Annotated in this window: 11 protein-coding genes and 1 pseudogene; 5 read left to right on the forward strand and 7 right to left on the reverse strand. The window is 70.3% G+C overall.

Annotated elements, in window-relative coordinates; genetic code table 11:
- Positions 1-70 precede the first annotated feature (70 nt).
- A complete protein-coding gene (gene serA / locus ACQP1V_RS38330) occupies positions 71-1660 on the reverse strand; it encodes a phosphoglycerate dehydrogenase (protein ID WP_387414684.1) in 1590 nt (529 codons plus the stop codon).
- A gap of 262 nt (positions 1661-1922) precedes the next feature.
- Between serA and ACQP1V_RS38335 the strand changes: the two genes are divergently transcribed.
- Positions 1923-2825 (forward strand): hypothetical protein, encoded by a 903-nt coding sequence (locus ACQP1V_RS38335; protein WP_387414686.1) that lies wholly within the window; start codon positions 1923-1925, stop codon positions 2823-2825.
- 253 nt (positions 2826-3078) lie between these two features.
- Positions 3079-4434: an MFS transporter gene (locus ACQP1V_RS38340; RefSeq protein ID WP_433415732.1), complete on the forward strand. Its 1356-nt coding sequence runs from the start codon at positions 3079-3081 to the stop codon at positions 4432-4434.
- A gap of 117 nt (positions 4435-4551) precedes the next feature.
- Here ACQP1V_RS38340 and ACQP1V_RS38345 read toward each other — a convergent pair whose 3' ends face one another.
- The 3 genes from ACQP1V_RS38345 to ACQP1V_RS38355 all read right to left on the reverse strand — a co-directional run bounded on the left by ACQP1V_RS38345 (position 4552) and on the right by ACQP1V_RS38355 (position 8463).
- Entirely contained in the window at positions 4552-7155 is a 2604-nt protein-coding gene (locus ACQP1V_RS38345; RefSeq protein WP_433415735.1) for an FtsX-like permease family protein, read from the reverse strand.
- A gap of 61 nt (positions 7156-7216) precedes the next feature.
- On the reverse strand, positions 7217-7951 hold the full coding sequence (locus ACQP1V_RS38350) for an ABC transporter ATP-binding protein (RefSeq protein WP_387414691.1): 735 nt from the start codon (positions 7949-7951) through the stop codon (positions 7217-7219).
- Complete coding sequence (locus ACQP1V_RS38355; RefSeq protein WP_387414692.1) at positions 7948-8463, reverse strand: PadR family transcriptional regulator; 516 nt, start codon at positions 8461-8463, stop codon at positions 7948-7950. Before ACQP1V_RS38355 ends, ACQP1V_RS38350 begins: the two co-directional genes overlap by 4 nt.
- 221 nt (positions 8464-8684) lie before the next feature.
- Between ACQP1V_RS38355 and ACQP1V_RS38360 the strand changes: the two genes are divergently transcribed.
- From ACQP1V_RS38360 to dacB, 3 genes are all read left to right on the forward strand, one after another.
- Positions 8685-9479, forward strand: a complete 795-nt coding sequence (locus tag ACQP1V_RS38360; RefSeq protein WP_433415739.1) for a CAP domain-containing protein — start codon at positions 8685-8687, stop codon at positions 9477-9479.
- Between the two features lie 107 nt (positions 9480-9586).
- Entirely contained in the window at positions 9587-10129 is a 543-nt protein-coding gene (locus ACQP1V_RS38365) for an FHA domain-containing protein (RefSeq protein WP_433415742.1), read from the forward strand.
- A gap of 128 nt (positions 10130-10257) precedes the next feature.
- Positions 10258-11796: a D-alanyl-D-alanine carboxypeptidase/D-alanyl-D-alanine endopeptidase gene (gene dacB / locus ACQP1V_RS38370; protein WP_433415745.1), complete on the forward strand. Its 1539-nt coding sequence runs from the start codon at positions 10258-10260 to the stop codon at positions 11794-11796.
- Positions 11797-11868: 72 nt separating this feature from the next.
- On the opposite strand, the gene ilvC is transcribed toward dacB, so the two are convergent.
- From ilvC to ACQP1V_RS38385, 3 genes and pseudogenes are all read right to left on the reverse strand, one after another.
- Positions 11869-12855, reverse strand: a complete 987-nt coding sequence (gene ilvC / locus ACQP1V_RS38375) for a ketol-acid reductoisomerase (protein WP_067126145.1) — start codon at positions 12853-12855, stop codon at positions 11869-11871.
- A 36-nt stretch (positions 12856-12891) separates the two neighbouring features.
- Positions 12892-13416 (reverse strand): acetolactate synthase small subunit, encoded by a 525-nt coding sequence (ilvN, locus tag ACQP1V_RS38380; protein WP_433415748.1) that lies wholly within the window; start codon positions 13414-13416, stop codon positions 12892-12894.
- A pseudogene (locus tag ACQP1V_RS38385) lies at positions 13416-15179 on the reverse strand (acetolactate synthase large subunit); the annotation flags it as partial. The gene ilvN and the pseudogene ACQP1V_RS38385, both read right to left, overlap by 1 nt.
- Between the last annotated feature and the right edge of the window lie 418 nt (positions 15180-15597).

Here is a 15597-nt window from a genome sequence, read left to right on the forward strand (position 1 = left end):
CATAAACACAACGAACCCGCTCCACCATGGGGTGGAGCGGGTTCGTGTGATGCTGTTCCGGGACGGCGGGTCAGTCCTCCAGGTCGACCGTACGGCCGCTGTCGGCGCCGACCGCGGCCACGATCTGGTCGATGACGTCGCCCGGGATGGCCGAGTCGACGGTCAGCGCGGTGAGGGCCTTGCCGCCCTTCTCACCGCGGGCGACCTGCATGGAGGCGATGTTGACGCCGTGCTCGCCGAGCACGCGGCCGACGATGCCGACGATGCCGGGACGGTCGGTGTAGGTGAAGAACGCCAGGTGGTCGGTCGGCTCGATCTCCATGGCGAAGCCGTTGACCTCGACGATCTTGGTGATCTGCCGGGGGCCGGAGAGCGTTCCGGAGACGGAGACGGTGCGGCCGTCGGCGAGTACACCGCGGACGGTGATGACGTTGCGCCAGTCGGGGCTCTCGCCGCTGGTGACCAGCTCGACCACGGTGCCGCGGTCCTTGGCGAGCAGCGGGGCGTTGACGTAGGTCACCGTGTCCTCGACGACGTCGGTGAAGACGCCCTTGAGGGCGGCCAGTTCGAGCACGCGCACGTCCTGCGCCGCGATCTCGCCGCGTACCTCGACGTCGAGCTTGGCGGCGACCTCGCCCGCGAGGGCGGTGAAGATGCGGCCGAGCTTCTCGGTCAGCGGCAGGCCCGGCTTGACCTCTTCGGCGACCGCGCCGCCCTGGACGTTGACGGCGTCCGGGACGAACTCGCCGGCCAGGGCGAGCTTGACGCTGCGGGCGACCTGGGTGCCGGCCTTCTCCTGCGCCTCGTGGGTGGACGCGCCGAGGTGCGGGGTGACCACGACCTGGTCGAACTCGAACAGCGGGCTGTCCGTGCAGGGCTCCTTGGAGAACACGTCGATGCCGGCGCCGGCGACGCGGCCCTCCTTGAGAGCGGAGTAGAGCGCGTTCTCGTCGATGATGCCGCCGCGCGCGACGTTGATCAGGCGCACCGACGGCTTGACCATGTGCAGCTCGCGGTCGCCGATGAGACCGACGGTCTCCTTGGACTTGGGCAGGTGCACCGTGATGAAGTCGGCCTGCTGGAGGACCTCTTCCAGGGACGCCAGCTTGACGCCCATCTGCGCGGCGCGGGCCGGCTGCAGGTAGGGGTCGTAGGCGATCAGCTCGACGCCGAACGGCTGCAGACGCTGCGCGACGAGCTGGCCGATCTTGCCGAGGCCGAGGATGCCGACGACCTTCTCGTCGAGCTCGACGCCGGTGTACTTGGACCGCTTCCACTCGCCGCCCTTGAGGGCGGCGTGGCCCTGGGCGACGTTGCGGGCGCTGGCCAGGATCAGCGCGACCGTGTGCTCGGCGGCGCTGGTGATGTTGGAGGTCGGAGCGTTGACGACCATGACACCGGCCTTGGTCGCCGCCTCGACGTCGACGTTGTCCAGGCCGACCCCGGCGCGGGCCACGACGCGCAGCTTGGGCGCGTGCGCGATCGCCTCGGCGTCCACCTGCGTGGCACTGCGGATGATCAGCGCGTCGACGTCGGCGAGCGCGGGCAGCAGCTTGGATCGGTCGGAACCGTCGGTGTGACGGACCTCGAAGTCCGCGCCAAGCACGGCCAGACCGGCTTCGGACAGCTCCTCTGCGACAAGGACGACGGGCTTGTTCACTGGCGATCCTTAGGAAAGTGCGGCTGCACGGACACGCGTGAGTCTATCCGGGCTTGTGAAAGCTCTCACGAACGCCCGGCATACGAGACGGTCCAGCTAGCGGCACTCGCGGGCATCGTAAGATTCACTCATGTGTTCGCCAACTGGCGGCTTTACCCAAGATGGACCGATCCCATCCAGACAGGCTCTATCTTGGTATTGATTGCACGCATTCTTCACGATTAGCCTGATAAGCCATGGTTCGCTACCTATCGTTCAGCCTATGAGCATCGGGAACCCGTCTCTCGGCGACGTGCTCGCGCAGCACGGAAGCCCGCAGCGCCTGCTCGCGACCCTTGCCGAATGGGGAATCCTGGTAGCCGTCCGGCCCGACCGTTCCGTCGTGCTCGGCACGACGCAGAGCGGTGAGCGCGTGCTGCTCGGTTACACCGCACCGGCGACCTACGCCCGGCATCGAGGCGGCCACGCCCTTTCGGCGTGTGACGTCGAGACCATCCTCGACATCCAGCGCGTCACCGGCGTGCGCGAGATCGTGATCGACGCCGCCGGCCCTCACGCGGCCGCCGTGCCCATCGAGGACCTTCAGCGCTATCTGGTCTCGGCGCGCAGCGGAGCCGCCCACGCCCTGTCCGGATCGAGATCCGCCTCGACACCCAACGCGTACGCCACGGGGGCGATGGCCACCGTCGCGCGGGCGCAGGTGACGCAGGCGCCTCCCGCTCCCGACCCCGATCCCGCGCCCACTCCCGTCTCCGCGCCGGCGCCCGGCCCGATCTCGCCGGCCTGGATCCCCGCGCCCCGGCAGCACCTGTCCGGTGCGATGCAGGTGGTCGACCCCGGCTATCGCCGGACCAGCCACCCGATCCTGCCCGCGATGCGGGTGGCGCTCGCGGAGATCCTGCGCGACCTGCCGCTCGTCCACCACGTGTGGATCTCCGAGGCGCGGACGGTCTCCGGCTCGACCGGGCTGATGCTGCACGTCAAGGTGCACGCGTCGGCGGCCGAGGACATCGTGCGCGACATCCATCGCGGGGTGCGGGCCCGGCTGCCCCAGCTCGCGGCCAGCGGAGCGCCGGTGCTCATGGCCCGGGTCGCCGACGCCCACACGGAACGCCGGATGATCGAGGTCGCCGCGCACGTCGTCTGCGCGGACACCCGCGGTTAGGTCCCGTTTCCCGAGCCTGATCTTCGAACCCCCCAGGCTCGGGTGATGGGATCTGGCCGCCGGACGGCTCGCACGGTCGGTCGCCGTCGCGCCTCGGCACGCGGCGGCGTCGACGGTGCGGCGGCGTGCGCGGGCGTACGCCCGGCCTGGGCTCGGGGCCGGTCCGGGCGCTCGCCCGGACCGGCCCCGACTGACGCCTTTTCGTTCCCGCGCGCATCTTCCGACCGGGCGTTTGCTCGGCTTGAATGACGCCATGATCTCCCCGGCGGCGACGCCCACCCCCCTGACCGTCTCCCGTGGCGTTCGGCTCGGCTATGCCGTCGGGTCGTTCTGCACCGCCAACTTCTCCGCGATCCCCGGCCTGCTCCTGCTCATCTACATGACCGACGTGCTGGCGGTGCCCGCGCTGCTCGCCGGGATCATCGTCTTCCTGCCCAAGGCCTGGGACCTGGTCATCAACACTCTGGTCGGCCAGTGGTCGGACCGTACGGTCTCGCGGTGGGGGCCGCGCCGCCCGTGGATGCTCGCCGGGTCGATCATCCTGCCGCTGTCCTTCGGGCTGATGTTCATCGGGCCGCCGCTGACCGGCGTCCCCGCCGCGCTCTTCGTCGGGGTGGTGTTCGTGGTGGCGGCCACCGGATACGCGCTGTACGAGGTGCCGTACAAGGCCATGCCGGCCGAGATGACCTCGGACTACCACGAGCGGACGTCGCTGCTGCAGTGGCGGATGGTCTTCGTCGCGATCGCGATCGCCATGAGCGGGATCCTCGCGCCCGCCATCGCCGGGAAGTCCGTGGAGGGCTACCGCCAGATGGGACTGATCTTCGCGGCGGTCCTGCTGGTGTCCATGTTCGGCTCGTTCTTCGGCACCGCCCGCGCTCCGTTCACCGGTCAGCAGGAGGCCGAGGGCACGCTGCGGGGCCAGCTCGCCGCCGCCCGCACGTCCAAGCCGTTCCTGTGGTTGCTCGCCCTGTGCAGCGCGCAGACCCTGGCCGCGGGCGTGATGCTCGCGGGCGCGCCCTACTTCGCCGCGTACACGCTGAAGAACGCTGGGGCGACGAGCACGCTATTCGCCGCGCTGGTCGGTCCGATGCTGGTCACGATGCCGCTGTGGGTGTGGCTCGCCCGCAGGCTGGACAAGCGGGGCGCGATGCTCCTCTCCGGCGGGTTGTTCGCCGTCGGCGCGCTGCTGGCCGTCGCCACGCCGCTGTTCGGCGCGCTGTACGCGCACCTGTGCGTGGTGCTGGTCGGGGTCGGCTACGCGGGGTTGCAGCTTCTGGGGTTCTCCATGCTCGCCGACGTCATCGCGTACGACGGCGCGGTGAGCGGGAAGCGCCGCGGCGGCGTCTTCACCGGCCTGTGGACGGCGGTCGAGAGCGCGGTACAGGCGTTCGGCGTGACGGTCTACGGCGCGGTGCTCACGATCGGGGGATTCATCTCCTCGGATCCGGCGAACCCGGTCACCCAGCCGTCCAGTGCGCACACCGCGGTGATCGTCGGCCTGACCGTCGTCCCGGCGCTGATCGCCCTGGCCGGCGTGATCATGACGTTGAAGTACGACCTGAGCGCCGAGCGCATGGCGCGGGCGACCGCCCCTTCGCCCTCCTGAGGAACGGCCCCGCCTCCAGCGCGCCCGGCAGGCGGGTGGCCGCCGCGACGGCGTGGACGCCGCAGATGGCCCCGGTCAGCAGGATGACCAGGGCCACCACTCCGGCGAAACCGGGTCTTATGCCACCCGCCGCGAAACCTTTACCCGCGTACGGGCGAACAGTCCGGCCACCAGGGCGGCCAGCAGGGGCAGGCCCACCGCCACGGCGACGAACTGCGCCCACGGCACGGCCAGCACGAGTCCCGGATCCGGGAACCGATACCCATTGGGCGCCATCTCAGAAGGCATTCCCTGGAACATGACCGCCACCTTCGCGGACTCGACGGCGGCGAGCCCCAGCCCCGCCAGCAGGCCGACAGGTACACCGAGACCGGCGATGAAGGCCGCCTGTCCCGCGACCACCGCCCGGCGGGTGCGCGGCCGTGCTCCCAGGGCGGAGAGCGTCTCCATGTCTCCGCGGGAGTCGGCCGCCGCGAGAGCCGTCGCGCTGAACGTCGCGCCGAGCGCGATCAGCGCGGCCGCGATGATGAACGGATGAAGTGCGCGCAGTCCCCGGTTATCCGGGCCGCGCTCGGACGCGACCGCGACCTTCGCCGTCACCGCCCGCACCGGCCCGTCCAGCCGCCGTACCTCGGCCGGCGTCAGCCGCCTGACCTGGGGATCGACGAGGAGATGGGTGAGCCGCACCGCGTACCCGCGTGAGGTGAACGCGGACACCGGAGCCACTCCGGCGACCGTCGTCGGACCGTCGACCCGCACGAACGTCGCGGGCAGGGACACCCGGGCCGGCTCCGCGTCCGTGATCCCGCGCTGCGGAGATAGCGGAGGCAGGGTGAGCGCGACCTCGCCGTTCCGCACGCCCGCGGGGTTGAAGACGACGGCCCGGCCCGCGGCCAGCGCCGCCTCCGCCTCCGGGTCCGTACGGCCCAGCAGGTAGCGCAGCAGATCCGGCCCGCCCAGGGGCAGGTCGCCCCACGCGTTGTACCACCCGCATCCGTCGCACCCCCGCTCCTGCAGCTCAGTGCGGAGCGGCTCCCCCTTCGCGTCGACGGGGGTGAAGGCCTCGACCAGCGGCACGCCGGGCAACGTCTTCGCCGCGATGCCCCGGATCGTCCGCCACGACTCCTCGGTGACCTCGGCCCCGTAGATCGCGGTCGTCCCCTGCGCGTACGGGCCCCGATAGCGCTGCTCGTTCCGGGCAGCGCTGCTGTCCCACGAGACCACGATCATGCCGAACGTGGCCGCCGCCGCCATGACCGCCACGACAGCCGGGGCGGTGCGTCCGCGGTTGCGGACACCGTCGCGTACGGCCAGCCGGAGCGGCAGCGGCAGCCACCCGGCGAGCGGACCGATCCGCCTGATCAGCCACGGCATGATCATCACCAGGCCGAGCTGACCGAGCAGCGCCCCGGCGATGAAGGCGTCCAGCCGCCCGCTCCACGCGGCGCACACGAGGGCCGCGACGCCCAGCACGGCGACGAGTGTCCCCGGCAGCGGTCGCCCGGCACGGTCGCGCCTGGTGTCACGCCGCCCGGCGAGGGCCGCTGCCACGTCCCAGCGCGCCGCCTGTACGGCGGGCATGATCGCGGCTACCAGCCCGCTCAGCGTGCCGAGCGCGACGATGATGGCGACCAGCCCGACCGGAACGTCGAACGGCCCCAACTCCCCATCGGGCCACTGGCCGGCCGCGGCGACGATGACACGGGCGACGCCCACACCCAGGACCGCCCCGAGCACGGAGGCGCCCGCGCCCAGGACCAGGCCGTCGGAGAGCACGATGAGCTTCAGGTGACGGGCCGAGCCGCCCTGGGCGGCGATCAGCGCCAGCTCCCTGCGCCGCCGACGCAGCCCGACCGCGAAGGCCGGTCCGGCGAGCAGGACGACCTGGGTCACGAGGACCGCGGCGACCAGCGTCTCATTCCAGGTCGGGGAGCCCCCAAGATCGCCCTGCCCGTCCGCGCTTGCCGGAGGATTGTCGAGCACGGCCCGCGACAGCACAGTGAGCCCCTTGTCGTTCGCCTGCCGCACCCGATCCCACGTCACCGGCTGCCGCGTTTCGATCAACCAGCGGCTCTGGTGGGAAACGCCGTCCAGCAGCGCGCCGGGCAGGGTGATGATCTGCCGGACGTTGTGACTGACCTTGGGCGGGGACGCCCGCACGACACCGACCACCCGTTTGGCGATGCCGTCCCTGGTCACACGCAGGACGTTCCCCACGGGCACGCCGACGACGTCGCTCACCGCGACCTCGTCCTCCGTCTGCGGGAACCGGCCGTCGAGAAGGTGGAACCTGCTCGTGGTGACGGGGTCACGGGCGTCCGCCTCGCTGATCCAGGCGTCCCGGTAGCCGTCGCGCTCCTGATACTCCCCGAAGCCCTCGAAGGACCGGATCACGCGGGCGCCGGGACCGGCCACCGTCTCGATCTCGGCTTTCGCCAGGGGAGGCCGGGTCGTGCCAGAAAACTCCGTGAGCAGTTCTGGTCGCTCGGCGTTCTGCCTGACGGGGCCGGCCATCTCGGTGTCGGTCACCAGCGCGGCGGCGGATCCCAACTCCCAGCGGAGCCGCTCGCGCGGATCGAGATCACTGGTGGACGTGTATACGGCGGCTGCGGTGATGGCGAGAACGGGCAGCCCGATCATGACCAAGATGAGGAGGCTGCGACCCTTGGCCCGCCACATGTCGCGGCGGGAGATCCGCAGGGCGGCGCGGACGGCGCTCATGCCGCCTCCCCACCCGTGACCGGGACGGGGCGACGCTCTCGGGGTGCGCCGAGCGGGCGGCTCATCGGGCGCTCACCAGCCCCGCCTCGGCCGCGTCCGCGATCTCCCCGTCCTTCAGGAACACCACCCGGTCGGCCCAGGCGGCGTACCTGGGCTCGTGGGTGACGACGAGGACGGCGGCTCCGGCGTCCGCCCGGCCCCGGAGAATTCCCAGGATCTCGTCGCCCACGAGGGTGTCCACCGCGCCGGTCGGCTCGTCGGCGAGGAGCAGCCGCCGCTCGCCCACCAGCGCCCGGGCGATCGCCACCCGCTGCCGCTGGCCGCCCGACATCTCCTCGGGGAAACGGTCGGCCAGGTCGGCCGCGCCGAGCTCTTCCAGCGCGGCGAGCGCCTCCTGACGCGCCCTCCCCGTACGGACGCCGTCCAGCTCGCGCGGGAGCATGACGTTCTCGGCGGCGGTCAGCGACGGGATGAGGTTGAGGTCCTGGAACACGTATCCGACCCGCCGCCTGCGCAGCGCGGCGAGGTCGGCGGCGGACAGCCCGGACAGCGCGACGCCCTCAACCTCGACCTTCCCGGACGTGGTCCGGTCGAGGCCGCCGGCGAGGTTGAGCAGGGTGGACTTGCCCGACCCGGAGGGGCCCATCACCGCGACCAGCTCTCCCGCCGCCACGTCGAGGCTCACCCCCTTGAGCGCGCGTACGGCCCCCGCTCCGTCGCCGTGCTGCCGGGTGACTTCGACGAGCCGCGCGACGACGTCGGCGGAAGCGTCGGGATCTGGATCACGTGAAGTCATGCGCCCTCCTTGGGGGATGCGGCGAGGACGGCCTCGCAGTGCGCGAGCCAGCGCTGCTCGGCCTCCGCCTGGAAGATCATCGAGTCGAGGACGAGCCGCTGGGCGCCGCCCGCCCCGCGCTTGGCCCGGGTGAGCTCCTGCAGGGTTCGCATGGTCGCGGAGCGCTGGGCCTGCACGACCCGTGCGACGTCGACCCCGGGAGCGGTCATCGCCATGGCCAGCTTGATGACCAGCTCGTCGCGCGGCCGGTCGGCCTGGCGGACGGGCGTGGCGAACCACCGCTCCAGGTCCGCCCGGCCCTTGTCGGTGATGCTGTAGACCACGCGGCCCTGCTCGTCCTGTTCGCCCGGGGCGACCAGCCCGTCCCGTTCCATCCGCGACAGCGTCGTATAGACCTGGCCGATGTTGAGCGGCCAGGTCGCCCCTGTGGACGCCTCGAACTCCGCGCGGAGCTGGTACCCGTACCGAGGCCCCTGGGTGAGCAGCGCCAGGAGGCCGTGCCGGATCGTCATGCATACTGAGTATGCATACTCAGTATGCGTTTGACAACCCGACTTTCACCGGGAAGCGGGATCGGTCCACACGCCAGCGACCAGCGAAAATCCGGACCAAAGCGACTAGTTACGCGCTACGCCTGAAATTACGAAGACCATCGTTTATCGGTCATCACACCCTCAAGGGCGTCCATAATGCTGCTTCCATCCAGGTCGTAACCCCCAACACTGGAGGAACCGTGCGAAAGACCGCCCTGGCCATCGTGGGCCTCGGAAGCATGGCGGCGGTCGGGCTGACCGCCGCCCCCGCCGGCGCGACGGCCACCCGCGCCGACTGCCGCGTCGCCGCCGACACGCCGCGGCTCACCCCGAACGGGCAGATCCGGGCGGCGGCGACGCGCACCGGCTGCGCCGAGCGGACCCGGGTCCGCGTCCGGATCGTCAAGGTGCTGCCGGGCCCGGACCGGACGGTGAAGAGCGGCTCCACATCCGTCCGCAACGGCCGGCTCACGATCGGCCTCGCCTGCGCCCCCGGCACGTACGTCACGGTCGTCACGGACGGCCGGGGCCACCTCGCCAAGTCCCGGCAGGCCCGCCTGGCCTGCGGCGCGCCCGATCCCGACGGCGCCAAGGGCTCCGGCGGCCCCACCGTGGGGACCGCGCTCGAGAACGAGGTCGTACGGCTGACCAACGCGGAGCGGGCCAAGGCCGGCTGCGGCCCGCTCACGCACGACGCCCGGCTGCGCGGCGCGGCCTACGCGCACTCGGCGGACATGTCGGCGAAGGGCTACTTCAGCCACACCTCGCAGGACGGCCGCGACTTCGGCCGGCGCATCAAGGCGTCCGGCTTCGCCTTCACCGCGGCGGCGGAGAACATCGCCAAGGGCTACTCGACCGCCGCCGCGGTGGTGAAGGGCTGGATGGACAGCCCGGGACATCGGACGAACGTGCTGAACTGCGCCTACACCCACATCGGCGTGGGCCAGGCGGCGGCGGGCGGGCCGTACTGGACGCAGGACTTCGCCCGGAGCTGACCGACCCCACCCGCCACCTTCCCATGATCGAACGGCAAGCTAATCGAAAAGGCCAGGAATGTGAGGGTCTGCTGGACACCTCGTGTCCCCCAGCGGATACTCCTGACATGAGCTCGTCCCACCCTCCGGTTCGCGCGTCCGATGGGGACCGCGAGCGTGCACTCAGCGAGCTCCGCGACCGCGCCGCCGAGGGGCGGCTCTCCATGGAGACCTTCGTCGGGCGCGTCGACATGGCGCTGCGGGCGCGCAACAGGGGCGAGCTGGACGATCTCGTCTCCGACCTGCCCCAGCGGGGCCGCTGGCGCCGGCGCATCACCGAGGCGGTCTCCTCGGTGTCGGACCTCACCACCAGGATCGAGTCCGCCTGGCGCCGCCCCCGGCTGCCCCGGCTCGCCCTCCCCGCCGACAGCCGGATCCGTTACCTCGTCGGCCGGGGCTCGGCCTGCGATCTGGTGCTGTCCGACGTGACGGTCTCGCGCATGCACGCGGAGCTGCGCCGCGCCGAGGACGACGCCTGGCTCCTGGTCGACCTGGGCTCGCTCAACGGCACCCGGCTGAACGGCTGGCGGCTCGTGGGCCCCGCGCAGGTGCGTCCGGGGGACGAGATCGCGTTCGGCGACTGCACGTTCCTGGTCTCCAGCTCCGCCTGACGCGCCCCGCTTCCAGCGCGCCCGCATACCGGGACGCTCGGCTCCAGCCCCCCCGATATACGCATATTTCCGTATTGATGACGCTCGCTGGGTTCCTCATGATCGCGGAAAGCCCCACTCAGTCTGGAGTGATCTTGCGCTTATCACGACGAACCTCGATCACGCTGACCTCACTGGTCCTGATCAGCGGCGTCGCGGGCTCGGGGATCCCCGCCCACGCGCTCGACCCCGCCCCCGGCGTCGCCGACCTGGTCCACGACATCGACGAGATCCTCAGCGACTCGCGGCTCACGATGGCCCGCTCGGGCGTGGTCGTGCGCAGCGCCACCACCGGCGAGGACCTGTACACGCTCGACGGGGGCAAGCTGTTCGCCCCCGCCTCCAACACCAAGCTGCTCACCTCCTCTGCCGCGATGGAGACGCTCGGCCCGGACTACCGGTTCGGCACCCAGGTCCTGACCAAGGGCAAGGACATCTACCTCCGCGGCACCGGCGACCCGACCATACTCGCCGCCGACTACGACGCGCTCGCCGCCAAGATCGCCGCGTCCGGGGTCAAGGTCGTCACCGGTCAACTGGTCGCCGACGACACCTGGTTCGACGAGGTACGCCTCGGCACGGACTGGGCGTGGGACGACGAGCCGTACTACTACTCGGCCCAGATATCGGCGCTGACGGCGTCCCCCGACACCGACTACGACGCGGGAACGGTCATCGTGTCGGTCAGCCCCGGCGCCGGTCCCGGCAAGCCGGCCAAGGTGACGACGAAGCCGGACACCGACTACATGAAGATCGTGAACAAGGCGATGACCGGCGCCGACACCGACGTTCTCGTGGAGCGCGAGCACGGCGGGAACACCGTCGTGGTCACCGGAACCGTGTCCGAGCAGTACAACGAGTGGGTGACGGTGTGGGACCCGACGCTCTACGCCGCCTCCCTCTTCCGTAAGGGGCTGGCCGCCCACGGCGTGCGCGTGATCGGCCCGACCGTCCACGGCGCGACCCCGGCCGGGGCCAAGACCGTGGCCGAGCACGAGTCCATGCCGCTCAGCCAGTTGCTGACCCCCTTCATGAAGCTCAGCAACAACATGCACGCCGAGATCCTGACCAAGGCGATGGGCCGCAAGGTCTCCGACGCGGGCACCTGGGCGGCCGGCCTCGACGTGACGGAGTCGTTCGCCAAGGCCAACGGCGTGCAGACGCTGCTCCTGCGGGACGGCTCCGGCCTGTCCAGGATGGACGGGCTCACCCCGTCGAGCCTCGCGTCGCTGCTCGTCTCGCTCAGGGACAAGCCATGGTTCACGACCTGGTACGACGCGCTGCCGGTGGCCGGAGAGGCGGACCGGTTCGTCGGCGGGACCCTGCGCAGCCGCATGCGCGGCACGCCCGCCGCCGGGAACGTCCACGCGAAGACGGGGTCGCTGACCGGCGTCACCTCGCTCTCCGGATACGTCACGAGCGCCGAGGGCGAACCGCTGGTCTTCTCGATCCTGACGAACGGCTATCTCTCCGGCGCGCCCCGCGACCTGGAGGACCGGATCGCGATCCGGCTGGCCCAGTTCACCCGTACCGCTCCCGTGGACGGGGCGGCGCCGACGCTGCGCGCGGAGACGGCGGCCCAGGACGACGGCCTCGAATGCTCCTGGCGCAAGCCGGTCCAGTGTTGAGCCGGCCCCGACGCTGAAACGAGTCGGCGCCGCCCCCGGTGACGGGGACGGCGCCGATTCATGTAATCCGGACTACTGGGACTTGAGCCAGCTCATCATCGGACGGAGCTTGGCACCGGTCTGCTCGATCGGGTGGCCGGAGAGCTCCTCGCGGTACTTGTTGAAGTTGGCCTGGCCGGAGTCGAACTCCTCGACCAGCTCGCGGGCGTACTGGCCGTTCTGGATCTCGTCCAGGATGCGGCGCATCTCCTGCTTGGTCTCCTGGTTGACCACGCGCGGGCCGCGGGTGTAGCCGCCGAACTCCGCGTTGTCGGAGACCGACCAGTACATCTTCGAGATGCCGCCCTCGTACATCAGGTCGACGATCAGCTTCATCTCGTGGAGGCACTCGAAGTACGCGACCTCGGGCTGGTAGCCCGCCTCGATCAGCGTCTCGAAGCCCGCCTTGATCAGCTCGGAGACGCCACCGCAGAGGACGGCCTGCTCACCGAACAGGTCGGTCTCGGTCTCCTCGGTGAAGGTCGTCTTCAGCGCGCCGGCCCGGGTGCCGCCGATGCCCTTGGCGTACGACAGGACGAGCGGCCAGGCGTTGCCGGTCGCGTCCTTCTCGACGGCGACCAGACACGGCACGCCGCGGCCGGCCGAGAACTGGCGGCGGACCAGGTGGCCCGGGCCCTTCGGGGCGACCATGGCGACGTCGACGCCCTCGGGCGCCTCGATCAGGCCGTAGCGGATGTTGAAGCCGTGGCCGAAGAACAGGGCGTCGCCCTCGACCAGGTTCGGCTGCACGTGCTGGGCGTACAGGTCACGCTGGACGTGGTCCGGCGCGAGGATCATGGTGAGGTCAGCCTCTTCCACGGCCTCCGCCGGCGTGAGCACACGCAGCCCGTCGGCCTCGGCCTTCTCGCGGCTCTTCGAGCCCTCGAGCAGACCGACGCGCACGTCCACCCCGGAGTCGCGCAGGCTCAGCGCGTGCGCGTGACCCTGGCTGCCGTACCCGAGGACGGCCACGTGCCGACCCTGGATGATCGACAGGTCGGCGTCGTCGTCGTAGAAGATCTCAGTCACTTGCTTGCCTTTCAGTGATTTTCTCGGCTATGCAGTGCGGTCCAGCGCACGGAGCGAGCGATCGGTGATGGAACGGGCACCGCGGCCGATGGCCACCATGCCGGACTGCACGAGCTCCTTGATGCCGTACGGCTCAAGAACCCGCACGAAGGCCTCCAGCTTGTCCAACGTGCCGGTGACCTCGATGGTCACCGCGTCCGGCGCGACGTCGACACATCGCGCGCGGAACAGGTTGACCAGTTCCAGGACGTGGGTCCGACTGTCCGCGTCGGTCCGCACCTTGATCAGCATCAGCTCACGCTGCACCGACTGCGCGGTGTCCAGCTCCACGATCTTTAGGACGTTCACCAGCTTGTTGAGCTGCTTGGTGACCTGCTCCAGCGGGAGTTCTTCCACGCTGACCACGATGGTCATCCGGGAGATGTCGTCGTGCTCTGTCGGCCCGACGGCAAGCGAGTCGATGTTGAAGCCTCGCCGGGAGAACAGGCTGGCGACCCGCGCCAGCACGCCGGGCTTGTTCTCGACCAGCACCGACAGCGTGTGCGTGCTCATCAGTCCTCGATCTCCCACTTCGGCGCCATGTCTCGGGCGTACTTGATGTCGTCGTTGCTGGTGCCCGCGGCGACCATCGGCCAGACCATCGCGTCCTGGTGGACGACGAAGTCGATCACGACGGGAACGTCGTTGATCTCCATGGCCTTGCGGATGGTGGCGTCGACGTCCTCCGGGCGCTCGCAACGCAGCCCCACACAACCGTACGCCTCGGCCAGCTTGACGAAGTCCGGGATCCGCCGGACGGTCTGCAGGTCGGTGTTGGAGTACCTCTGGTTGTAGAAGAGGGTCTGCCATTGACGAACCATGCCGAGGTTACCGTTGTTGATGACGGCGACCTTGATCGGCACTCCCTCGATGGCGCAGGTGGCCAGTTCCTGGTTCGTCATCTGGAAGCAGCCGTCGCCGTCGATCGCCCACACGACGGACTCGGGGCTGCCCATCTTGGCTCCCATCGCGGCCGGCACCGCGAAGCCCATCGTGCCCGCGCCGCCGGAGTTGATGAACGTTCCCGGCTTCTCGTAGCCGATGAACTGCGCCGCCCACATCTGGTGCTGCCCGACGCCCGACGCGTAGTACGCGTCCGGCCCGACGATGGCGCTGAGCCGCTCCATGACGTACTGCGGGGCCAGGGAGCCGTCGGCGAACTCCTCGTACCCGCGGGGGTAGGTCGTGCGGTAGCCGTCCAGCAGCGTCCACCACTCGTCGTAGTCGCCCTTGTGCCCCTCGGCGTGCTCGTGCTCGATGGCCGCGATCAGGTCGGTGATGACCTCGCGGCAGTCGCCCACGATCGGGACGTCCGCGTGCCGGTTCTTGGAGATCTCGGCCGGGTCGATGTCCGCGTGGATGACCTTGGCGTTCGGCGCGAAGCTGGACAGCTCGCCGGTCACCCGGTCGTCGAAGCGGGTGCCCAGCGCGATGAGCAGATCGCTGCGCTGGAGCGCTCCGACGGCCGAGACGCTGCCGTGCATGCCCGGCATGCCCATGTGCTGGCGATGGCTGTCGGGGAAGGTGCCGCGCGCCATCAGCGTCGTGACCACCGGGATGCCGGTCAGCTCGGCCAGCCGCAGCAGCTCGGGCGCCGCCTTGGCCTTGTGGACACCGCCGCCGACGTAGAGGACGGGCCGCCTGGACTCCGCGATCAGCCGCGCCGCCTCACGGATCTGCTTCGAGTGCGGACGGGTGACCGGGCGGTAGCCGGGGAGCTGCATGACCGGCGGCCACGAGAAGGTGGTCGTCTTCTGCAGCGCGTCCTTGGCGATGTCGACCAGGACCGGGCCCGGACGGCCGGTCGAGGCGATGTGGAACGCCTCGGCGATCGTCCTGGGGATGTCCGCAACGTCGGTGACCAGGAAGTTGTGCTTGGTGATCGGCATCGTGATGCCGGAGATGTCCGCCTCCTGGAAGGCGTCCGTGCCGATCATCGGCGTCGCCACCTGGCCGGTGATGGCGACGATCGGCACCGAGTCCATGTACGCGTCCGCGATGGCGGTGACCAGGTTCGTCGCCCCCGGCCCGCTGGTCGCCATGCAGACCCCCACCTTGCCGGTGGCCTGCGCGTACCCTTCGGCCGCGTGGCCGGCGCCCTGCTCATGGCGTACAAGCACGTGCCGGACCTTGGTCGAGTCGTAGAGGGGATCATAGGCCGGGAGGATGGCGCCGCCCGGGATCCCGAACACCGTGTCGACCCCGACGTGCTCCAGCGCCCTCACGAGGGCCTGGGCACCTGTCATCTCTTCGGTCATCGGCTCGTTCCTTGTGGCTGAGCTGTCTGTGTGTTGGCATAAAAAATGCCCCGACCGCGAATGCGGATCTGGGGCGCGCGCAGGACCGAGTGCTTCGTCAGGCCGCGCGCCTGCGAAGTACTACAAGAATCCCACTGCGATGCATGGCTACACGATGTCCGATGCGCGCGCCCCTCGTCAAATTATCTCGGACACCGATCTCACTATATGAGATCAATTTCGTCCCGCCGCACACCCAACCGTGTCTATCGGCGCTCGCTTCGCTCGCGCGGGCTCGGGGCGCCCTCAGTCGATGTCTTCCCTCGTCACTCGGAGTCGCTCGTCCCTCGCTCCCCACTCGTTCCTCAGTCCAGACACCGCCGCGCCCCTCGCAGAGCGGTTCGGCGCCGTAATGAATGTTGGCGCTCGCGCGGGCCTGGGGCGCCCGAAGTCGGCT

It is taken from the genome of Microtetraspora malaysiensis (assembly GCF_050947145.1).
GTDB lineage: Bacteria > Actinomycetota > Actinomycetes > Streptosporangiales > Streptosporangiaceae > Microtetraspora_A > Microtetraspora_A malaysiensis.